Annotated in this window: 19 protein-coding genes, 1 other RNA gene and 1 pseudogene; 2 read left to right on the top strand and 19 right to left on the bottom strand. The window is 61.6% G+C overall.

Going from position 1 to position 20006, the window contains the following annotated elements; translation table 11 throughout:
• Nucleotides 1-28: 28 nt before the first annotated feature.
• The 8 genes from AC1D13_RS04740 to dnaX all read right to left on the bottom strand — a co-directional run bounded on the left by AC1D13_RS04740 (nucleotide 29) and on the right by dnaX (nucleotide 6899).
• The gene (locus tag AC1D13_RS04740; RefSeq protein WP_348050368.1) at nucleotides 29-181 is read right to left on the bottom strand and encodes a DUF3096 domain-containing protein; all 153 of its coding nucleotides are present in this window, start codon (nucleotides 179-181) and stop codon (nucleotides 29-31) included.
• Between the two features lie 132 nt (nucleotides 182-313).
• The gene (locus AC1D13_RS04735) at nucleotides 314-1153 is read right to left on the bottom strand and encodes an ABC transporter permease (RefSeq protein ID WP_477689048.1); all 840 of its coding nucleotides are present in this window, start codon (nucleotides 1151-1153) and stop codon (nucleotides 314-316) included.
• 2 nt (nucleotides 1154-1155) lie between these two features.
• Nucleotides 1156-1983, bottom strand: coding sequence for an ABC transporter ATP-binding protein (locus AC1D13_RS04730; RefSeq protein ID WP_477667242.1), 828 nt, complete (start codon nucleotides 1981-1983; stop codon nucleotides 1156-1158).
• A 183-nt stretch (nucleotides 1984-2166) separates the two neighbouring features.
• Nucleotides 2167-3216, bottom strand: coding sequence for an ABC transporter substrate-binding protein (locus tag AC1D13_RS04725; RefSeq protein WP_477667241.1), 1050 nt, complete (start codon nucleotides 3214-3216; stop codon nucleotides 2167-2169).
• 134 nt (nucleotides 3217-3350) lie between these two features.
• Nucleotides 3351-3764 (bottom strand): MAPEG family protein, encoded by a 414-nt coding sequence (locus AC1D13_RS04720; RefSeq protein WP_477667240.1) that lies wholly within the window; start codon nucleotides 3762-3764, stop codon nucleotides 3351-3353.
• Between the two features lie 71 nt (nucleotides 3765-3835).
• Nucleotides 3836-4462 carry a recombination mediator RecR gene (recR, locus tag AC1D13_RS04715; RefSeq protein WP_457278638.1) on the bottom strand — a complete coding sequence of 209 codons (627 nt, stop codon included), beginning with the start codon at nucleotides 4460-4462 and terminating at the stop codon, nucleotides 3836-3838.
• Nucleotides 4463-4612: 150 nt separating this feature from the next.
• Nucleotides 4613-4945, bottom strand: coding sequence for a YbaB/EbfC family nucleoid-associated protein (locus tag AC1D13_RS04710; protein ID WP_457278639.1), 333 nt, complete (start codon nucleotides 4943-4945; stop codon nucleotides 4613-4615).
• A 94-nt stretch (nucleotides 4946-5039) separates the two neighbouring features.
• Nucleotides 5040-6899 (bottom strand): DNA polymerase III subunit gamma/tau, encoded by a 1860-nt coding sequence (gene dnaX, locus AC1D13_RS04705; RefSeq protein WP_477689047.1) that lies wholly within the window; start codon nucleotides 6897-6899, stop codon nucleotides 5040-5042.
• Nucleotides 6900-7089: 190 nt separating this feature from the next.
• On the opposite strand from dnaX, the gene ffs reads away from it, so the two are divergent.
• Nucleotides 7090-7186: signal recognition particle sRNA small type (ffs, locus tag AC1D13_RS04700), an RNA gene on the top strand.
• 59 nt (nucleotides 7187-7245) lie between these two features.
• On the opposite strand, the pseudogene AC1D13_RS04695 reads toward ffs, so the two are convergent.
• From AC1D13_RS04695 to AC1D13_RS04680, 4 genes and pseudogenes are all read right to left on the bottom strand, one after another.
• Nucleotides 7246-7433: pseudogene (locus AC1D13_RS04695) on the bottom strand (IS21 family transposase); the annotation flags it as partial.
• Nucleotides 7434-7690: 257 nt separating this feature from the next.
• Nucleotides 7691-8605, bottom strand: a complete 915-nt coding sequence (locus AC1D13_RS04690; protein WP_477689046.1) for a hypothetical protein — start codon at nucleotides 8603-8605, stop codon at nucleotides 7691-7693.
• Nucleotides 8598-10067, bottom strand: coding sequence for an AAA family ATPase (locus AC1D13_RS04685; RefSeq protein ID WP_477689045.1), 1470 nt, complete (start codon nucleotides 10065-10067; stop codon nucleotides 8598-8600). The genes AC1D13_RS04690 and AC1D13_RS04685 overlap by 8 nt, the downstream gene beginning before the upstream one ends.
• A gap of 155 nt (nucleotides 10068-10222) precedes the next feature.
• Nucleotides 10223-10711, bottom strand: coding sequence for a low molecular weight protein-tyrosine-phosphatase (locus AC1D13_RS04680; RefSeq protein ID WP_477689044.1), 489 nt, complete (start codon nucleotides 10709-10711; stop codon nucleotides 10223-10225).
• Nucleotides 10712-10897: 186 nt separating this feature from the next.
• On the opposite strand from AC1D13_RS04680, the gene AC1D13_RS04675 reads away from it, so the two are divergent.
• A complete protein-coding gene (locus AC1D13_RS04675; protein WP_477689043.1) occupies nucleotides 10898-11158 on the top strand; it encodes a hypothetical protein in 261 nt (86 codons plus the stop codon).
• 43 nt (nucleotides 11159-11201) lie between these two features.
• Here the strand turns inward: AC1D13_RS04675 and AC1D13_RS04670 are convergent, their stop codons facing one another.
• The 7 genes from AC1D13_RS04670 to AC1D13_RS04640 all read right to left on the bottom strand — a co-directional run bounded on the left by AC1D13_RS04670 (nucleotide 11202) and on the right by AC1D13_RS04640 (nucleotide 19929).
• Nucleotides 11202-11693, bottom strand: a complete 492-nt coding sequence (locus tag AC1D13_RS04670) for a hypothetical protein (protein WP_477689042.1) — start codon at nucleotides 11691-11693, stop codon at nucleotides 11202-11204.
• A gap of 240 nt (nucleotides 11694-11933) precedes the next feature.
• Nucleotides 11934-12626 carry a Crp/Fnr family transcriptional regulator gene (locus AC1D13_RS04665; RefSeq protein ID WP_477670877.1) on the bottom strand — a complete coding sequence of 231 codons (693 nt, stop codon included), beginning with the start codon at nucleotides 12624-12626 and terminating at the stop codon, nucleotides 11934-11936.
• A gap of 427 nt (nucleotides 12627-13053) precedes the next feature.
• The gene (locus AC1D13_RS04660) at nucleotides 13054-13770 is read right to left on the bottom strand and encodes a Crp/Fnr family transcriptional regulator (protein ID WP_477670878.1); all 717 of its coding nucleotides are present in this window, start codon (nucleotides 13768-13770) and stop codon (nucleotides 13054-13056) included.
• Between the two features lie 161 nt (nucleotides 13771-13931).
• Nucleotides 13932-14213: a hypothetical protein gene (locus AC1D13_RS04655; RefSeq protein WP_477670879.1), complete on the bottom strand. Its 282-nt coding sequence runs from the start codon at nucleotides 14211-14213 to the stop codon at nucleotides 13932-13934.
• 82 nt (nucleotides 14214-14295) lie between these two features.
• The gene (locus AC1D13_RS04650) at nucleotides 14296-15666 is read right to left on the bottom strand and encodes a TIGR03862 family flavoprotein (protein WP_477689041.1); all 1371 of its coding nucleotides are present in this window, start codon (nucleotides 15664-15666) and stop codon (nucleotides 14296-14298) included.
• 287 nt (nucleotides 15667-15953) lie between these two features.
• Nucleotides 15954-16586, bottom strand: a complete 633-nt coding sequence (locus AC1D13_RS04645; protein WP_477689040.1) for a hypothetical protein — start codon at nucleotides 16584-16586, stop codon at nucleotides 15954-15956.
• A 58-nt stretch (nucleotides 16587-16644) separates the two neighbouring features.
• Entirely contained in the window at nucleotides 16645-19929 is a 3285-nt protein-coding gene (locus tag AC1D13_RS04640) for a UvrD-helicase domain-containing protein (RefSeq protein ID WP_477689039.1), read from the bottom strand.
• Nucleotides 19930-20006: the final 77 nt, after the last annotated feature.

Raw genomic sequence — 20006 nt, 5'->3', positions numbered from 1 at the left:
TTCAGCAGTCACCAACTGCGGGCTGCTGCTACAGCTTGAACGAACCGCTGCCGAACAGCCCGATCAGGCCGATGACGATCAGGTAAATCGCCACGATGTAATTGAGCAGGCGCGGTATCAGCAGGATAAGGATCCCCGCGATGAGCGACACGATGGGGCCGATGCTGAGTGAAAGATTCATGGTGTGTCCTTGGAGTGAAGCCGGCTCGCCGCTGCTGCGCATGGCAGAAGCGGTGCAGGCAGCCACGACTTTAAGGAGCCGCCCGGCCACAGGCTGTAGGACGACAGGAAGAGTTGCGGTACAGGGAAAACGTCAGAGTTTTTCTGTCTCACCGGTGCGCGGCTGCCATTTCATGAGCCGCTTCTCCAGCTTGCCAACAATGCCGTCCAGCACGAGGGCGAACGCCGTCAGCACCACGATGCCGGCAAACACCGTGTTCACGTCAAACGTGCCCTCGGCCTGCAAAATCAGGTAGCCCACTCCGCGCGCCGACCCCAGGTATTCACCCACGACGGCTCCGACAAACGCCAGGCCCACAGAGGTATGCAGGCTGGAAAACACCCAGCTGGTCGCGCTTGGCAGGTACACCGTGCGCAACAGCTGGCGCTGGTTGGCGCCCAGCATGCGGGCATTCGCCAGCACCACCGGGCTGACCTCTTTCACACCCTGGTAAACATTGAAAAACACGATGAAAAATACCAGCGTGACCGCCAGCGCTACCTTGCTCCAGATGCCAAGGCCAAGCCACAGCGAGAAGATCGGCGCCAGAATCACCCGCGGCATCGAGTTGGCGGCTTTGATGTAAGGGTCCAGGATCGCGCTGGCCGTAGGGGCCAAGGCCAGCCACAGCCCGCAGGCCAGGCCCAGCGCCGTGCCTATGCCGAAGGCCAACACAGTTTCCAGCAGGGTGGTGCCCAGATGAAGGTAGATGTCGGCGTTGCCTGCCAGTCCATCGGGGAACAGGCCGCTCGGCCCGAAGCCAAAGGGCATGAACCAGCTCCATATCTTGCCGGCCACCTTGATCGGCTCGCCCAGGAAAAAAGCAATTTTCTGGTCGCGCGACGCCAGGTGCCAGCCGATCAGAATGAATACCAGCAAACCGACTTGCCATGCGCGGAGATTGCTTTCAGAGGGCTTGAGATGGCGCCACATGATCAGGCTGCCTTCTTGAGTTGCTGTGCATAGCCTTTAAGCACTTCATCGCGCAGCACGTCCCAGATCTGTTTGTGCAGCTCCACAAAACGCGGCTGGCTGCGCACCTCCGCCACGTCACGCGGGCGCGGCAGGTCAATCGCGAATTCGCCGATGGGATGCGTGCCGGGGCCAGCCGACAGCACCACCACCCTGTCGCTCATGGCAATGGCTTCGTCCAGATCGTGCGTGATGAACAGCACCGCCTTTTTCTTGGCAGCCCACAGGTCCAGCACTTCGTTTTCCATGAGCTGGCGTGTCTGAATATCCAGCGCACTGAACGGCTCGTCCATCAGGATGATGTCGGGGTCCAGTGCCAGCACCTGGGCCAGTGCGGTGCGTTTGCGCATGCCGCCCGAAAGCTGGTGCGGATAGCGGTCACCGAACTCGCCCAGGCCCACACGTTCCAGCCAGGCCTGCGCCTGGCGGCGGGCTTCATCGTCGGGAATGCCCCGGTATTGCAATCCCATCATCACATTGGCGATGGCGCTGCGCCATGGCATCAAAGCTTCGGTCTGGAACATGTAGCCGGCGCGGGTGTTGATGCCGCCCAGCGGCTGGCCAAACACCCGAACCTCGCCGGAAGACGGCTCCAGCAAACCGGCACCAATATTGAGCAACGTGGATTTACCGCACCCTGTAGGCCCGACAACCGAAACGAATTCACCGGCCCGTATGCGCAAGGTAGTGTCGCTCACCGCCGTATAACGCTGGCCCGCATCGTCGCGCGAGTGAAAGGTACAGCTGATGTTGATCAACTCCAGGGCGTAGGCGTCGTCGGGTTCTGGCATGGCGGGAGCTTACAGCAAGGTGCTTGCACGAGGCAGGTCAAAGAGGAGGGATTGGAGAGCACCGAACGATCAACGCGGGCATCCGTCTTCACCAGCAGGGGCCGCGGAACCGGCTTTGCCGGGCCGCAGGCGCAGCGCCCCCTCGGGGGGCAGCGAACCACACGCAGTGGGGAGCGTGGGGGCTCAAGCTTTGAATCGGTCCTTGGCCTTGCGCGCAAACTCGTTGGTATAGGTCTTGGCGATGTCGATCTTGTCGGCCTTGATGCTGGGGTCAAAGCTTGCCAGTGCCTTGAGCGCCGTGCGCGCGCCATCATCAGGAATGATGCCGTCAAGCGAGATCGACTCACGCACCTTGTTGAATGACGCAAGGTACAGCGCCCGGTCACCCAGCAGGTAGCTCTCGGGCACGGTCTTGATGATGTCACCGGGGCCTGCCGTCTGCAGCCATTTGAGCCCATGCACGATCGCATTGGCCAGTGCCTGGCAAGTGTTGGGATTTTTCTGGACGAACTCTATCGGGGCGTACAGGCAGGCCGCCGGCATGGAACCGCCAAAAACTTCGATCGTGCCCTTGAGGGTGCGCGTATCGCTGATGATCTTTACCTCGCCCTTTTGCTCGAGCATGGTCATGACCGGGTCGGTATTGCTCATGGCATCGATCTGCCCCGAACGCATCGCGGTCAGTGCGCCCGCCGCAGTGCCGACTCCGATAAAACTCACGTCGCCGGGTTTGAGGCCTGCGCGCGAAAGTACCAGGTTGGCCATCATGTTGGTGGACGACCCCGGCGCAGACACACCGATTCTCTTGCCCTTCAGGTCCGCGACCGTTTTGTAGTTGGGCATGTTTTTGGTCGAGACGCCAAAAGCGATTTGCGGCGCCCTGCCCTGCAGCACAAAAGCCTGGAACATCTGGTTTTTGGACTGAAGGTTGATGGTGTGCTCGAAAGCACCCGAGCAGACGTCGGCAGAGCCGCCCACCACGGCCTGCAGCGCGCGTGCGCCACCGGCGAAGTCGCTGATTTCAATGTCCAGGCCTTCGGCCTTGAAATACCCCAGTTGCTCGGAAATGGTGAGAGGCAGGTAATAGAACGCAGCCTTGCCGCCGACCGCCAGCGCAATTTTTGTTTTCTCGAGCCTGGGCTGCGCGCGAAGCACCGGCAATGCCAGCGTTGCTGCTGCCAGTGCGGTGCCACCGGCAAAAGCCCGGCGGGAAATCAGGGGTTGGCGATTCATGCAAGCCTCTCTCTTTTTTTGATGTCACAAGCTTATCGAGGCATAAAAAAACCCGCATCGGGGTGATCCCGTGCGGGTTTTTACCGAAGGTGATCGCGTTACCAGAGGTAACTTTCACACTCGCGACGCATGTGTCAACGAAAGCCGGAAAAAAGAATGACGATATTGATAAAAAGTGCACACGCCCAGATGGCCGAGCGGGCTTTGGCCAGGTCTGCGATGTACATCATGATGTAGGCAATGCGCAGCACGACAAAGAGCAATGCCAGGATGTCCAGCCGTGTCTGCCCCGCCTGCAGGATGTGCGCAATGATCACTGCGGCAAAGAAAAAGGGCAGTGCCTCAAATGTGTTGGCTTGTGCGGCGTTGGCCCGGGCACGCCAATCGGTTTGCTGCGCCAGCCAGCCTCGCGGGTTGTGGTTGTCATATCCACCATCGCGCCGCGGGGTGCTCATCGTGCCGTATTTGGCAATGGCGGCACACACAATGGGCAACAGGGCCGCAATCAGAACACACCAATAGGCGATGGTGAAGCGTGCGAATGTCATGGTGGGTTCCTTTCGTTATGGTCGCCCGCTGCGGGCATGAAGCTGTCAAGATAAAACTAAAAACACCGCCCTCACCTGCGGTCCACCAACGCGTGGGCAATGGTGCCCAAATCTACGTATTCAAGTTCGCTTCCCACCGGCACTCCGCGCGCCAGGCGCGTCACCTGGACGCCGCGGCTTTTCAGCGCTTGTGCAATCACGTGCGCAGTGGCTTCGCCTTCGGCCGTGAAATTGGTCGCCAGGATGACTTCCTGCACTTCGCGCGATGCAGGCGGCAACGCCTCGCCGCGCTCGTTCTTGGGCACCACGCGGTCAAACAGTTTTTGCAAGCCGATGTCGTTGGGGCCTATGCCGTCAAGCGGGCTCAGCTTGCCCATGAGCACAAAATAAAGGCCCTTGTAGGCCAGCGTGCGTTCAAGGGCAGCCTGGTCGGCCGGTGTTTCAACCACGCACAGCTTGCTGCGGTCACGCTGCGGGTTGGCGCAGGTAGTGCAAACCTCCTGCTCGGTCAGCGTGTTGCACAGGGTGCAATGCCGCACGCTGTTGACGGCGTGCTCCAGCGCACGGGCAATCTGCAGCGCGCCGGGCTTGTCGTGCTGCAGGAGATGGAACGCCATGCGCGCGGCCGACTTGGCGCCCACGCCCGGCAGCTTGCGCAGCGCCTGGGTCAAGCCTTCGAGAGCATTCGAATCAGCCATGTGGCAGCAGCGACCGAGCGTTGTACCCGCTTTCGCAAGCAGGGGCCGCGGAACCGGCTTTGCCGGGCCGCAGGCGCAGCGGCCCCTTTTCTCGTGCAAGGGGCAGGGAGCCGCCGCAGGCTCGCAGTGAGCGACCGTGGGGGCTCACAACTAAAACGGGAGTTTCATCCCGCCAGGGAGACCGGGCATCCCGGCCGTGAGCTTGCCCATTTTCTCGTTGCTCACTTCCTCGGCCTTGCGCACGGCGGCGTTGAACGCAGCGGCTACCAGGTCTTCCAGCATGTCCTTGTCGTCGGTCAGCAGGCTGGGGTCAATTTCGACGCGTTTGACATCGTGCTTGCAGGTCATGGTGACCTTCACCAGGCCGGCGCCGGCCTCAGCGGTGACTTCCACAAATGCCAGTTCTTCCTGGGCTTTCTTGAGGTTGTCCTGCATCGCCTGCGCCTGCTTCATGAGGCCCGCGAGTTGTCCTTTGTTAAACATGGTAGTTCCTTTAAAACTTGAAATCGAGGTGTGCTTTGCGTCTGAAATTGCGTCGAAATTGGGGGCAGAAATTGGTTTTAAAACCTGCCTTTGATCATATCGACTTCGCGGCCAGCGGCCGGATGCTGCCGGGGACAATTTTGGCGCCCCAGTCGCGAATCATGTCCTGCACAAACGGGTCGTTCTGGATCATTTCTTCGGCAGCGCGCTGCCGCTCGGCCTGTGCTGCCGCATTGCGGCGGGCCGGGGTGTCGGTGACAGGCCCCACTTCCACCGCGAGCCGCAAGGCCGCATCGCCGAGATGCGCCTGCAGTGCGGTTTGCAGCTTTTCACGCGCTGCCGCCTGGTTCAGCGACTCGCGTTCTACCCGAAGCGTCCACAGCCCATCGGCCTGGCTGCGCAGCTCCGACTGCAGGCCCAGCTCACGCGTCAGCGCCGCCACGGCTTCGGCGGCCACCAGCTGGTTGACAGTCTGGCTCCAGTCTTCGCCGTGCGGAACAGGCACCAGAGGCGCAACGGCAGCTGCTGGCGCGCCCGGCTGCGGGCGCTGCTGCGGCACTGGGCGCTCCGGCATCACCACAGGAGCCGCTACTGAATTGATAGCTGCTTGCGCACGTTCCGCTTGGGCTGCGGGCTGTTTTTTCTCAAAATCCTGAGAAGTGGGTGTTTCTTGCGGAACACGCGGCGCAGCAGGCACCGGCTCATCATGGGTAGGTTCGCGTGCAGCGGCAGGCGCCGGCGCCGCGCGCCGTTCAGGCAAAGCCACGGGCGCATGGGCCCGCGCCACCTCAGGCTGGGGCTTTTTTCCAGGCTCGGCGGCACCCCCCGCATGGGTGGTAGCCGAAGCCGACGGTTTGAAGGCTAGCAAGCGCAGCAGCACCATGGTCAGGCCCGCGTATTCGTCGGGCGCCAGGCCCAATTCACCGCGGCCATGCAGGCACAGGCTGTAAAGCAGCTGCGTTTCATCAGCGGGCAGCGCCTGGGCCAGCCGGGCCGTCTCCGCTATGTCCGGGTCGGCCCCGTCGTCACCCGCCCCCATCTCGGGTACGGCCTGCAACACCGCCATGCGTTGCAGCACCGTCGTCATTTCTTCCAGGGTGGAAGCCGCGCTCAAGCCGTTCAGCCGCAACGCTTCGGAGGTTTCGACCACGGTTTTGCCGTCGCCGCGCGCCAGGGCATCAAGCAGGCGGTAGACATAGCTGCGGTCCACGCTGCCCAGCATGGTGCGCACGCTGGCTTCTTCGAGCTTGCCGGAGCCAAAGGCAATGGCCTGGTCCGTCAGCGACAGGGCGTCACGCATGGAGCCGCGCGCCGCGCGGGCCAGCAGGCGCAGCGCCTGTTGCTCGGCCGGAACGTTTTCAACGCCCAGCACTTGCGTCAAATGCTCCAGCACCGTTTCGGGCGCCATGGGCCGCAGGTTGAACTGCAGGCAGCGCGACAGCACGGTAGCCGGTACTTTTTGCGGGTCAGTCGTGGCCAGTACAAACTTCAGGTATTCGGGGGGTTCTTCCAGCGTCTTGAGCATGGCGTTGAACGCCGTGTTCGTGAGCATGTGCACCTCGTCGATCATGAAGACCTTGAAGCGGCCGACGACAGGTTTGTAAACGGCCTGCTCGAGCAGTTGTGCGATTTCATCCACGCCGCGGTTGGACGCCGCGTCCAGCTCGGTGTAGTCGACAAAACGACCGCTGTCGATGTCGGTACAGGCCTGGCACACACCACACGGCGTGGCCGTGATGCCGCCCTGCCCGTCCGGGCCCACGCAATTGAGCGACTTGGCCAGAATCCGCGAAATCGTCGTCTTGCCCACGCCCCGCGTGCCGGTAAAAAGGTAGGCATGGTGCAAACGCTGAGTTGCAAGGGCATTGCCCAGTGCCTGCACCACATGCGACTGCCCCACCATTTCCGAGAAATTTTTGGGACGGTATTTGCGGGCAAGAACGAGATAGGACATCCGCCCATTCTAGAAGAAGCATGTGGCCCCCACGGTCGTTCGCTTCGCGTAACTCCCTGCCCCCCGAAGGGGGCCGCCCGCCTGCGGTCTGGCAAAGCCAGTCCCGCGGCTCATGCTGGGTTAAATAGCCCGCAGCCCGAATGGGGACTATTGCGGAGGGGTCATTCCCAAGTCACTTACAATCGAGGGTGACGGGCCTTCCCGCATGGTAAAGCGGCCAACCGGGTCAGGTGGGGAACCAAGCAGCCCTAACTGTGGAGTCAGTGCCGGGGTCAAGGCTCGTCACCTTATTCATCTCAAATCCGCGTTTCTTGCGGGTTTCTCGCGTAAAGCGGCTTTCCACTGTGTGGATCTGCCTCAAAGTGCGCCGCTGTTTCCGCGATTTTGTTGCCTCGATTACTAGCCAGGTAGCCAGCTTCTCGGCATAGGGATCGAGCTTGCTTGAGCTGGCCGCCACGGATACTTGGGCTCGCTCTCTTCCGACCGCAGATGCTTCTTTACTGTGTTGCGAGCCAGGCCTGTGCGCCTGGAAATTTAGCGGATGGACATCTGATCGCGCAGTGCCCAACGCCTGATGACATTCAATGTCGCCACGTCAATCACTCCTAAATTCCCCCTGCTTTTAAAACAAGCAGGGTAGTGCCTACGTGGGTCAGTTTTGGATGGAAATTACTGCGCTAAGTGGGTCAGATTTCGACGGAATTCAACAGACGCGTGTTTTGTGGAGATCTTTTCGAACGCCGGAACCTCGTATTGGCAATTTGGATAGAAGTGAGGTAACGAACAGAGGCTCAAGCCGATGGGGCGTTCAACGCTGTGGCCCAATCTCCAAGCGCAACAAACATCCGTTCACTGCACAATTCGGGTGCAGCAACACCATGCGCGACGAGGGCCTCCTTGATGATTTCTTCAGTGACCTTGCCCTTTGGTCCAGCAGTTAACGACCGAAGGGCAAACTCAAGGACCCACACAAGATCATGACCGTTTAACGTCAGCTTCGGGTCGATGACTTTGAAGTCGGCGCAATACTTGGCCACAGCATCTTTAGCTTCTTGCGTTTGAGCTTTTCCTAACCCGCACTGATCGAGATAGCTATCCGGATTTAATGAAACCACCCCGCCATTTATGCTCAGCGACTTGGTTGATCGGTGGATTTTTAAGTTCCAGGTTTCGTTAGCGAAAGCCGCATATCTAATTGATGCCAGCACCGCACAGACAACGTTTATGCTTTTGAAGAGAGCAGTAGCTTGGGCAGCGGTCCTAAGGCTTTCGTCACATCTTGCCTGGATAGCTAATCGTTTTAGGACCTGTGGTGACCAACAATATCCATCCATGCATCCGTAGTCGGTATACCAGATGTAGTCAGTGCTGAAATTGCAGCCCTTGAGAACGTCAATATCGGCGTCAATGATGCCTCGAAACCCGTCTTGCACATGTTGAGTTTCTACCTCACGAATACACGCGATGACTCGCTGCCGCGCACCTGTGGTCAACAAGCCATGCGCCTCTAATAACGCCGCTGGCAGTTCAATGGCATCAACTGGAATTACATCCAGCGTTCTGAGAGGACCATCGCAATGGTCTTCCCGCTGCAGTAATCGTAAGAATCTAGCATCTCGAGGGCCCTCCACAATCACATGCGGAATCTTCTCGAGATCCCAACGCGTCGCCAATTCGGCGACCTTCCGCCGAGGGATTTCAGCCATTCGTCTTGTCTCGCAGCGGAACAACGCTGTCACGATGAGTGGTAATCAACTCCATCGAATGCGAGGCTAACAAAAATTGGAGGGTGCCAGCCCGGTCAAGCCGCAAAAGACCGTCGACCAGCGTCCGCTGCCATTTGATGTTTAACGAGATCTCCGGCTCGTCCACGATAAAGACACCACCCGACTCATAGACCATGACGATGTTGCAAAACAGCAGTAACAGTTGCTGCTCGCCAGATGATAAGTCTTTCGGTTCAAGTAGCTCCCCGGCGCGATTCTTAACAAGAATTCCCTCGCCGAGGTTGAAGCTAGCCGTTTTATCGTACAAGAATTGATTAATCGTACTGATCAGTCCATCGATAACTAGATAGGCCGGTCGCAGCGTATTGGCTTGTTCCGTGAGACTTTCGACATACGGCGTAAGCACCTCAGAAGCCATCGATCGTTCGTGCTTCCTCACTTTTTCCAGCTGCACAACCAATGCTGCGAAATTGAGTTCCGCAGTCAGGCCGTACTGCTCAAACTTTGCGTATTCAGCCGCCAATGCTTCTAAATCTTGTTTAAGGCTTGCAATCGACCGACTCCGTACAGTCGCTGTGCTGACCGCCTTCGACGCCAATCTTCGGATCAGTCCTTGATAAATCGCATGCATGGAAGTGGAACTCTGACGGCTACGTCCCACGGCCATTCTTGAGAGCTGTCTCGAAGCGCTATTAATAGCGTCGTTGAGAGCTCTCTCCCTTCCTTTCGTAAGCAACACCTCTGTACGTAGGCTGCTACCTGCCCTTAACTCTGCGTCATAAACCGGCGAGGCATCAATCTGATCGGCACTAAAAATTCGGTCTGCGCTTAAATAAAACAGAGGTGGGACATGTTGCGCTAGCGCCTTGAGGAACGCCTCTTCACCTTCAAGCGGACTAGCTTCTCGTTGGAAAAACTCGAAGAGCGCGGTCTGCACTAAACGGTTCCTATCTCGAACCTTTAAAGAGGGATCGCTGAGAATTCTGTTGATTGAGTCCTGAGAGGGAAATTTTGTGGGAACCTCACGCGGCTGACCCTCTGGCGCCCATTCCCATCCACCAAGTAGCGTACTTGCGGCTCCTACGTTTTGCCTAATTTCTGCTCTAAACGGCCCTGATACGGTTTCTGGTGGGCGCTTAGCCGTAACCAAAATGTCCGAAGAGAGTTCAATTTCAATTGACTGAAACTTGATCTTCCCAACCGCCGTACGGTGACCCCGATTATTGGCTGGAGACAGCAGGTGAAAAATGATCTTGAGAACATTAGTCTTTCCGAGGCCGTTCTCTCCATAGAGTATTGCGAGCTTCCCCAGCAACCCGTTCGCGCTCGGTATGTCGTAGTCGTATAGGCCGAAGAGCCCTCGCAGGCGAACACTTCTAATCGTTGCCGAGACTGGCCGCTGCGCGGTCAATACAGCCGCCTTTGTACGGTTAGCTTCCATTGAAATCCTCCCTGCTGACGCCTTGAACTGGACTGTCAGTCGCAAGCTGGGTGAAGTGTGGCATAAATTGAAATGCCCTAGCTGGATTATTCTCAGGTGCAACCCTGATAGTACGAAATCGACCGGCTATGGACATAGCGGGAAGCCGCTGCCGATCAATGCGCCGGTGTCAACCGCTGCTCAACATACCGAAGCAGCCCCTCGCAGGCATCCTCCACCAGGTCGAGCACATGCTCAAACCCATCCTTGCCGCCGTAATAAGGATCAGGCACAACCGGGCTGTCATGCTTCAAGCAAAACTCCGTCAGCCTGCGCACTTTGCCGAGATGTTCGGCGGGACATTCCTCCTGGATCAAAGCCAGGTTGTCCCAGTCCATCGCCAAAATCAAATCGTGCTGCTCGAAATCCGAATCTGAAATCTGCCGAGCCCTCAAGTCTGAGAGGTCATAGCCGCGCCTGGATGCATGCGCCTGGGAGCGCTCGTCGGGTGGGTTGCCGGGGTGGTAGTTGTGGGTGCCGGCGGAGTCGACCTGGATTTGATGAGCCAAGCCGCGATCTTTGACCTTTTGTTGGAACACGCCGTGGGCCGTCGGGCTGCGGCAGATATTGCCCATGCAAACAAAGAGAATTGAATAGGGTTTCATGGGTTGAAGGTTGGGCCGGGATTCGCCTTGGAAGGCCCAAAGGACATGCGGCCTTGGGCTACCAGAACCATTTTAGGTTTGACGCTGCCCATCCAGCTGACAAAGCCACCACTAGGCCAGACGGCCCATAGCCACAGCCACCCCATCCGTATACAGTCCATTGACGGAGACAACCATGCAATGCTGATGACCTGCATAGGAGGCCCGCTTCACGGGCTGCAAGTAGGAATTGCCGACGATGCCCTGGTGTATGACGTGCAGGGCAGCAGGCCGCGCGTGCGTTATTTGCGGCAGGTTCCTTCGCAGTACTACGACCCGCGGGCCGGCCATGCCGACTCTGTGGCCTTTTTTGCGTTGAGTTCGTTGAGCGGGATGGAGGTGACCGATCTGATCATTGCCCACCTGGAAAGTTTTCAGCCCGTGCCGGTTGCGTCAAAGCCGGCCTGAGGGCTCCACATCCCGGAAAGCAGGCAGAGAAGTTAACCCGGCGCTAACCTGGCGCCATAGGCTGGGTGGCCTGCGCGCCTGGAGCTGTCGGGTGAGCGCGCTGCCCGCGCTCCTGCGTCAGTGCCAGATGAAGCTGGTGCAAGGCGCCCACACACTCCAGCACGGTGGACTGGACCAGTTCCGCGGCCTCGCCGGCCTGCGAGTTGGGTGCGGCCGCGAGTTTTTCACCGACGCTGTGCATGAGCCTGGCTTTGACGGCGCCAAACAGCGCGTCCCAGTCGGCGATCGCGATGTCCAGCGGGTGGTCGGGTGTGAGCGCTTCGAGCTGCCGCTCGGGAAGCGATGCGAGATGGGCGTCGTCAGCGCCCTCGCCGCCTCCTTTGGCCCAGTCGCGCAGAACATCCAGCGCAGCGGCACTGGTGGCGGGCAGCTCGCATCGGGACTCCTTCATGAGCTCGGGAGAGCTCAGCATGGTCAGCGCCGAGCGCGCCAGCAGCCTGATATTGGGAGGGGGTGAGGAAGCAAGCCGGATCATTTCAGAACCCTCGCTAAAGGAGTTGCATTGCGCTGCAACAGCGGTCGGGCGCTGCGTCTTCAAAGGTTCGCAATATCGCCGTACGCCCCTTTTTAGGCGGCCCAAGGCGATCCGTCCGTGCGGTAGCACACATCAACCGCAAAAGGTTTTCAGGTCGTGTCGCGGGCTGCCATTGAGCTGAAACAGGCAAACCGATGCTTTTGCCTGACAGGCAGGCCCCCGCCATCCCAAAGCCGCCCCTCAGTGCAGCAATTGGGTATAGGTTTTCCGGTCAGCCGCGTAACAGCTGCATGCCGCGGCTTCCAGGCCGCCGCGGTCAAGAACCTTCAATTCACCACGGTGGTATTCGATCAATCCACCGCGCTGCAACGCGCTGGCGGCCGACGTGATGCCGACGCGGCGCATGCCCAGCATGTAGGCCAGAAATTCGTGCGTCACATGAAAATTGTCGGAATGCGCGCGGTCCTGACTCATCAGCAGCCATCGGGCCAGGCGCTGGCTCGTCAGGTGAAAACGAAGGCAGGCGGCTGATGCGGACTGCTGCGCCATCAAGACATAAAGGTAGCGGTTCAGGCCGCGTTGCAACGAAGCGCTACGCGCCAGCTCGCGCCGGAACACGGCGGTGCTGATCCGCCAGGATGCCCCCGCGCCCTGCACCACCGCATGCACCGGCGCGGTGACAACGCCCAGCACCAGTTGCGCGCCCAGCATGCCTTCGCGGCCCACCATGCCAACCTCTACACCCGGGCTGCCCTCAACAAGGGCCACGAGGGAAATGAAGCTTTCGACCGGGAAATAGACGTAACGTGTGGGTTTGCCGGGTTCACACAGCACCTCGGCCAGCGACAACTCGACGGGCTCGCAGACGGCGAGCAGGCGCAGGCGGTCCTTGCGAGGGAGAAGCTCAATGAGGTGGTTTTCGACAGGGGCCAAAATGGCTCTCCGGTGTAAGAACCTGTTCACGATCTAAACGGGGCCGCGCAAGCACCTTCTCGGGATGGGATGCAAGGCGCGGTGCGCTGCCCATAGTGCAGCTATGGGCAAGCGCCGCAACGCCGCAGATCGCCCGAGAAGGCGCTTGCCCTCCGGGTTGGGGTGAAATCGGGCGATTGAGCCACCCAGACCCTTGCATGGGCATTAGCCCATGCGGCGGTCCTGCGCGGCCCACTCATCCCGATTGCACCCCAACGCGGCTCCGTTTAGATCGTGAATAGGTTCTATGGCCCCCGGGGAGTGCCGGGTCATGGACAAGGCCGCGCTACTGTCGTCAGTTCAATTCGGTGCCCCAGTATGCATGAGGTGCTGCCAAAGCCACCGTGTGCCAGCGCACACAGCGCACAACAGGCCGCACACCGGGATGCTAGGAGGCGAGTTTTTCGGGAAGCAAGCGGTCGTATTCTTTCTTGACCACGGCATAACACTCGCAGGTGCGCTGCTCCAGGCCCGGGCGGTCCAGCACCGTGATGCGGCCGCGCGAATAGCGGATCAAGCCAAGGTTTTGCAGCTTGGTCGCGCCTTCGGTCACGCCTTCGCGGCGCACGCCCAGCATGTTGGCGATCAGCTCCTGCGTCATCACCAGCTCATTGCTCTGCAACCGGTCAAGGCTGAGGAGCAGCCAGCGGCACAGCTGCTGGTCGAGCGAATGGTGACGGTTGCAGACGGCCGTTTGCGCCATCTGCGTGATCAGCGCCTGGGTGTAGCGCAGCAGCAGGTGCAGCACCGGCGCGCGCTTGAACTCGTCCTTGATCGCCTGTGCCTTGAGGCGAAAACCCTGGCCGGCGCTTTGCACGACGGCGCGGCTGGGTGTGGATTCCCCGCCCATGAAGAGGGAGATGCCCACGACACCTTCATGGCCGACCACGGCAATCTCGGCCGAAGAGCCGTTTTCCATCACATAAAGCAGCGAGACGATGGCCGTGGTGGGAAAGTACACATGGTCCAGCGTGGTGCCCGACTCATAAAGCACCTGACCCAGCGGCATGTCGACCCATTCCAGTTGCGGCAGCCAGCGCTGCCACTCTGCTTCCGGCAATGCGGCAAGCAGCTCGTTGTCTTTGGGGTTGGAAGAATGGGCCATCGAGACACTCCGGGGCGGATCTGGCTTCGAGTTGGGCCTCTGGCAGAGATCTCGCACCGTCTTCGAAGTATAGGCACTAACGGCCCCCCGGTATGTGCGCTACCGCACAAACGAAAGTTCCCCGGCAAAGTCTACCTCCAGGGCTTTTGTGGGCCTCGGTACTACCGGCTCACTTCTTCAACCGCCTCGGTGGTCTGCAATGCATGAATGGCGATTTGTGCCGACATGAGCGCCAGTGAGGCCAGCGGATAGGTGCCGCTGATGATGCCCCGGAAGGCGACTTCCGCGGCCACGGCGTCCTGGCCCAGGCCTTCGGTGGCGGCGATGATGCATTCTTCAATGCCGCCCAACCCGGCGTCGCCGAACAGGTCTTCACCTTCGTAGGTCACGCGGTATTCGTACTGGGTCTTGTCAAAAGAGTCGATGTTAAAACGGACGATCATGGCGGCTCCTCTCGCACAACTGCGAATGGTTCAAAAAATTTTGCTACAAAATCAATAGCTGCTTGCGCACAACCCTATTGGGCTAAAGGCCAAAATGACTCAAAACGCCCTGCCCGGCAACGCGCCCGCCAGCAAAGCAGGCCGTGAGCAGATAGCCGCCCGTGGGGGCTTCCCAGTCCAGCATTTCACCGGCGCAGAACACGGGCTGGGGCACTGCAGCCGCAGCACCCAGCTGTAGCTGTGCACTCAGGCCCTCAAACATCACGCCGCCCGCGGTGCTGATGGCTTCATCCATCGGCCTGGCCGCAGTAACGCGCACCGGCAGCGCCTTGATGCCGGCGGCCAGGCGCACCGGATCGGCGATGGCGTCCTTGCCCAGCAGTTCGTACAACATCGCGGCCTTGATGCCGTCGAGGTTCAGGCGGCTCTTGAGGTGACTGGACAGCGAGCGTGAGCCGCGCGGGTGGCGCACTTCCACCAGCACCTGCTCGGCGGTCTTGGCGGGCAGCAAATCGAGCAGGAAGGTGGCGCTGCCGTGTTTCGCAATCTCGTCGCGCAACAAGCTGGAGGCGGCATACACCAGGCTGCCTTCCACACCGGTGGCGGTGGCAATGAACTCGCCCTTGCGGCTAAAAGCTCGGCCGCGTGAATCGGTAAAGCTGATGGCGACGGACTTGAAAGGCTGGCCGGCAAAACGGCTGGCGAAGTGTTCAGTCCAGCCGGCCTTGGTCAAGGGACTTTTTCCGATGAGCTCCTGCAGGAATTCGCGGCGGGTCTCGCCGGCGTCGGCTGCCGCCTCTTCAAGCTGCGCCGGGCTGTCGGGCCGCGCCGCCACGTCGAAGCCGCAGTTGGACGGCAGCAGCGGCGCCACGGCCACGCCGCGCGCAGCCAGCAGCGGCACCCAGGCGCCATCAGAGCCCAGCCGCGCCCAGCTGCCGCCGCCCAAAGCCAGCACCACGGCGTCGGCTTGCGCCAGCACCTCGCCGGTGGGCGTTGAAAACTTCAGCGCGCCGTCATCGGCCCATCCCAGCCAGCGGTGCCGCATGGAAAACTGCACGCCGGCCTGGCGAAGGCGGTGCAACCACGCGCGCAGCAGCGGCGCGGCTTTCATGTCTTTGGGGAACACGCGGCCCGAACTGCCGATAAAGGTTTCCACGCCCAGCGCTTCAGCCCAGGCACGCAGCTCCGCCGGGCCAAACGCGGCCAGCAACGGCTGCAGCTGTGGAGCGCGCTCGCCATAGCGGCTCAGAAAGGCCTCGGGTGCTTCGGAATGCGTGAGGTTGAGCCCGCCCTTGCCGGCCAGCAAAAACTTGCGCCCCACCGAAGGCATGGCGTCATACACCTCGACCTTCACGGCCGCACCGGCAGCGGCCAGCACCTCGGCGGCCATCAGGCCGGCGGGTCCGCCGCCTATGACGGCAACACGCAGGGGGCCGGCAGGCGGCGGTTTCACGGGAGAGGCTGAATCGTTCAAAAGGTGTTCCGTCTGCTCGCGGAGGCGAGGTATGGTGAGATGGGAGAAATCAAGGCCAAACAGCAGCCGCTTTCCTGAAAGGCATCAAAGGTAGCGCTTCGCAGGCGAATGTGTTTGCTCTGTTTTTGATAGCTGCTTGCGCCCGATCCTATTGGCCTGCAGGGCTAAATCGCTTGAAAACAGGGGCCAGGTACAGGTTTGGCGCCGATTGGCGGCATGCGCCAATTATCACAGGCCGCACTTGCCAGCCCGCGCGGCGCATTGCACTACATGGGCGGCGCAAAACCATCGCGGCCGACGATGACACGCAGCGCGGTCGGCTTGCCGGCTTTTTCCTGCGCAGTGATCATCACCTTGGCACCCGGCACCAGCAAGGCGTTTTCATCGGCCTTGCCGGGCTTGAAGGACACCACCGGCACATCCGGCGGAACGATCACGGTTTTCTCGCCGTCCTTGTAACGCAGCGTGAGCTTCTGGCCGCCGGGTACCGACGTTGGCGCCGCGGCCAGGTCGGCCACGGTGGCGTTGGTCATGGTGCTGTCGGGCCGCAAGTCCCAGGGGCGGTGGCCTTCACCGGCGCCGCGCGCGGCTTCGGGGAACACCAGCACCTCCAGCGCCAGCTGGCTGCCGTCGGGCTGCGGCATGCCGGCGGTGCCGACGTAGCTGCCGGGCTTGATGTCGGCGAGCGACAGCGGGTACACCTCGGACACGTCCATCTCGGCCGGGCGCACCAGCGTGATCACTTCGCCGCTGCGTTCCCTGATGGTGAGGCTGGTCGCATCGACTTTTTCAATCGTCGCGCGCAGGCGCACCGTGGGGTTAGTCGGTGCCGGGGTTTGGGCCCATGCCAGTGGCAGGACGGCCAGGAAGGTTAGCGAGGCGGCAAGTTGCTTGAACATGGTTGTCTCTTTCTTCAGGTCGGCGAATAACATGGGGTAGAGCGCGGGCTGTGTGAGATCAATCCAGCTCGACAACAGTTCCCCGCCCCGTCAGGAAAGCTGCTTTCACCGGCGCGCCGGGGTAAATCAGCTGCACCGCCGCACGGTAGTCCTGCAGCTGCGCCACCAGCGCGGGCTGCAGCTCCGGCGCCACGGCGGATTTGTAGTCGAGCACCCACCAGTGTCCTTCGTGGCCGGCGTCCTTGCGCTGCACCAGGCGGTCCAGCCGCAAGTCTTTCCCGGCGTAGACAAGGCCGACTTCGTTGCCTTGCCAGGCCACGGCTTGCGGGCTCCAGGCCCAGGCGCCCTCACCCGCCAGAATGCGCCCGGCCAGGCCGGCGGCCTCGGCGGCTTGTGCCGGGCTCAGGCGAAACTCGCGCGCCGCGGCCTTCAGCTGTTCCGCCGACAGCGCACCGCCCCATTCCAGCAAGCGGTGCATGGCCTTGCCGATGCGTGCCTTGAGCGAATCTTCATCAACGCGCACCGCAGCAGGCTCGGAAATCGTCATGACCTCGGGCAGTTCAGGCAACTCGGGCAGGTAGAACACGCCCGCGTCGGCCGCATCGAGATGGGCGGCTGCAGACTCATCCGCGACCGGCGCAGGCAGCTCGCCCACCAGTGCGTGCAGGCGCTGCCACCAGCTCTCAGTCGTCCCACGGTGCGGCTCGATGGAGGAAATCACCAGCGTATGGCGGGCACGCGTCAGCGCCACATACAAGGCGTTGAGCTCTTCGCGCTTGCGGGCCGCCTGCTCGGCGGCCAGCGTTTCGGCGGCGCACGCGGGCGGGCGGCTTTCACTGACCAGGAAGACAAACTTGCGCGGCTCGGTCGCTTCGCCGGGCCAGTCGACCAGCACGCCCATGCTGTCGGCATTGCGCTCGACGGTGTCGGTGTCCAGCAGCAGAACGGCTTCGGCTTCAAGCCCCTTGGCGCCGTGGATGGTCAGCAGCCGGACCGCCTCGCTGCTGACAGCTGCCGGCGCCTGGGTGCCGCCGGCCTTGAGAGCGCGCACAAAACCATAAGGCGTGGCGTAACGCCCGCCGTCGAGTGCCAGCGACACACCGAGCAGCGCGCGCAGGTTGGCCAGCACCGCGCTGCGCTGGGCCGCCGGGGCGGCAGCGCCAAAGCGCGCCAGCACGTCGCCGTCGTCGTAAATGCCCTGCAGCGCATCGTGCGGCGGCAAACGGTCCAGCCAGCTTTTCCATTTGGTCAAAATGGGCCCCAGCCCTTTCAAATCGGGCGCAAGCAGCTCCTCTTTTTGTAGCAGGCCGTACCACGGCTGGTGGTGCTCGCGCTGCAGCAGCGCCAGCTGCACCAGGCAATCGTCAGCCAGCCCGAACAGCGGCGAGCGCAGCGCGCGTGCCAAGGAAAGGTCATGCTGCGGCGACACCAGCACGTCGAGCAGCGCCACCATGTCCTGCACTTCGCAGCAGTCAATCAGCTCGGTTTTCTCGCCCACCTGCGCAGGAATGTGCAGCGCGCGCAGCTCGTCCTGCAGCGGCAGCAGGCCTGCGCGTTTGCGCGAGAGAACCATCACGTCCTGGGGACGCAGTCCGGCGGCTACCTGTTCTGAAATCCAGGCAGCGGCCTGGCGCGCCTCGCGCGTGCGCAGGGTCTCCTCGGGCAGTTCGCGCGGCGTGGTCAGGCTGTCGCGCCAGCCGGCGGCCAGCGGCGAGACCTCTTCTTCGTCCTTGTTGCGTGCAATGGGCGGAAGCCGGCCCACGGCGCCGGCGAGGCCTGAAGCCGTGGTGTGTTCGCGAAAACCGTCATAGCCGTCGGCCTCCCGTGCCATGGCCATGGCCGAGTTGACGGTGTCGATCACGGCTTCAGCGTTGCGCCGCGTATGGTCGCAGCTGAGCAAGTCACCGCCCAGGCCGTGCACCACAAAAGCCTGCGCAGCGCGGAACACCTGCGGCTCGGCACGGCGGAAGCGGTAAATGCTTTGCTTCGGGTCACCCACCAGGAACACGCTGGGCGCCGTACCCGCACCCGAGTATCCGATGAGCCAGGCATACAGGGCCTGCCACTGCAGCGGGTTGGTGTCCTGGAATTCGTCAATCATCAGGTGGCGGATGCGCGCGTCCAGCCGCTCCTGCACCCAGCCCGACAACACCGGGTCGGCCAGCATCAGCAGCGCAGCGCGTTCGACGTCATTCATGTCGACCCAGCCGCGGTCGCGCTTCAAGGCGGTGAACTGGGCGATCAACACGCGCGTCAGGCGCGCCATGCGCTGCTGGTACAGCCAGGCATCGTGCTGCTGGCTGGCCGCCACCACGCGCAACACCAGGTCCTGGGCAATGCGCACCTGTTCGATGCCGACGATTTTTTCGCCGAACTTGCGCGGCGTGCCCTTCTCGGTCAGCAGGGCCGCGATAGCCGCCGGGAAGTCGCCGGCCGTCAGCGCCTGCTCCAGTTCCACGCCTTTGGCCGAGAAAGTCGGCGCGCTCGCACGGCCCAGCGCGATGGCGGCGTCCCTTAAGGTTTGCCGGTGAAAACGGTTGGTGCTGAGCAGCTCTTCGGGTTCATCCAGGCCGCCAAATTCAGTGAACTGAGCGCTGAAGGCTTGTACCGAGGCGTCGATCACCCCTTTTTCGTCGGCCAGTGTGAACTCGGTGCGCTTATCGAGCGCGGCCTGCAAGGCTTTGTCGGCCTGGAAGCGGCCATACGCCAGCACCACAGCCTCAAAGTCGGCCTTGAGCGACGCATCAGCCGCGACGGCCGCGTAAAACCGCCGCCACACCAGCGCGCGCGCTGGCGCGTCGTCTTCCAGCAGCTCATAGTTCACCGGCAGTTCCAGGCGCTGCAGCACCGCCACCGGTGCGCTGCGCAGCAGGGCTGCAAACCAGCTGTGGAAGGTGCGGATCTGCACCGAGCGGCCACTGGCCAGGATGGAGCGGTATAAATTTGATAGCTGCCCGCGCACGACCTGTGCGGACTGCAAGCCTTTTTGGCTTGAAAAATCGACCCTGACGCCGCGCATTTCCAGTTCGCGCTGCAGGGTCTCATCGTCGGCGTGGGCAAAGGCCTTGAGCCAGTCGTCCAGGCGCTCGCGCATTTCACCGGCGGCTTTTTTGGTGAAGGTGATCGCCAGGATCTCATGCGGCAGCACTTGCTGCCCGGGTGCGGCTGTGGCCCCGTCAAGCAAAGCCCGAACGATACGCGACACCAGCATCCAGGTCTTGCCGGCGCCGGCGCAGGCTTCCACCGCCACGCTGCGGCGCGGGTCGCAGGCGATGGCGTAGAACGCATCGGCGGAGAGCGGCTCGCCGTTGCATTCGTAGGCGGCGGAGTGAGCAATCTTCATAGCACGCCCCTCTCAACGAGCGCAGGTATCCCATACCAGCAGGGGCCGCGGAACCGGCTTTGCCGGGCCGCAGGCGC

Source organism: Polaromonas sp. P1_E12, from assembly GCF_056405975.1.
The sequence above is the reverse complement of the archived record's forward strand: the minus strand, read 5'-3'. Positions and strand labels throughout refer to the sequence as shown.

Excerpts from the sequence above, each read along its gene's own strand:
- AC1D13_RS04740 (WP_348050368.1), bottom strand. The coding sequence starts at position 181 with ATGAATCTTTCACTCAGCATCGGCCCCATCGTGTCGCTCATCGCGGGG.
- AC1D13_RS04735 (WP_477689048.1), bottom strand. The coding sequence starts at position 1,153 with ATGTGGCGCCATCTCAAGCCCTCTGAAAGCAATCTCCGCGCATGGCAA.
- AC1D13_RS04730 (WP_477667242.1), bottom strand. The coding sequence starts at position 1,983 with ATGCCAGAACCCGACGACGCCTACGCCCTGGAGTTGATCAACATCAGC.
- AC1D13_RS04725 (WP_477667241.1), bottom strand. The coding sequence starts at position 3,216 with ATGAATCGCCAACCCCTGATTTCCCGCCGGGCTTTTGCCGGTGGCACC.
- AC1D13_RS04720 (WP_477667240.1), bottom strand. The coding sequence starts at position 3,764 with ATGACATTCGCACGCTTCACCATCGCCTATTGGTGTGTTCTGATTGCG.
- recR (WP_457278638.1), bottom strand. The coding sequence starts at position 4,462 with ATGGCTGATTCGAATGCTCTCGAAGGCTTGACCCAGGCGCTGCGCAAG.
- AC1D13_RS04710 (WP_457278639.1), bottom strand. The coding sequence starts at position 4,945 with ATGTTTAACAAAGGACAACTCGCGGGCCTCATGAAGCAGGCGCAGGCG.
- dnaX (WP_477689047.1), bottom strand. The coding sequence starts at position 6,899 with ATGTCCTATCTCGTTCTTGCCCGCAAATACCGTCCCAAAAATTTCTCG.
- AC1D13_RS04690 (WP_477689046.1), bottom strand. The coding sequence starts at position 8,605 with ATGGCTGAAATCCCTCGGCGGAAGGTCGCCGAATTGGCGACGCGTTGG.
- AC1D13_RS04685 (WP_477689045.1), bottom strand. The coding sequence starts at position 10,067 with ATGGAAGCTAACCGTACAAAGGCGGCTGTATTGACCGCGCAGCGGCCA.
- AC1D13_RS04680 (WP_477689044.1), bottom strand. The coding sequence starts at position 10,711 with ATGAAACCCTATTCAATTCTCTTTGTTTGCATGGGCAATATCTGCCGC.
- AC1D13_RS04675 (WP_477689043.1), top strand. The coding sequence starts at position 10,898 with ATGACCTGCATAGGAGGCCCGCTTCACGGGCTGCAAGTAGGAATTGCC.
- AC1D13_RS04670 (WP_477689042.1), bottom strand. The coding sequence starts at position 11,693 with ATGATCCGGCTTGCTTCCTCACCCCCTCCCAATATCAGGCTGCTGGCG.
- AC1D13_RS04660 (WP_477670878.1), bottom strand. The coding sequence starts at position 13,770 with ATGGCCCATTCTTCCAACCCCAAAGACAACGAGCTGCTTGCCGCATTG.
- AC1D13_RS04655 (WP_477670879.1), bottom strand. The coding sequence starts at position 14,213 with ATGATCGTCCGTTTTAACATCGACTCTTTTGACAAGACCCAGTACGAA.
- AC1D13_RS04645 (WP_477689040.1), bottom strand. The coding sequence starts at position 16,586 with ATGTTCAAGCAACTTGCCGCCTCGCTAACCTTCCTGGCCGTCCTGCCA.
- AC1D13_RS04640 (WP_477689039.1), bottom strand. The coding sequence starts at position 19,929 with ATGAAGATTGCTCACTCCGCCGCCTACGAATGCAACGGCGAGCCGCTC.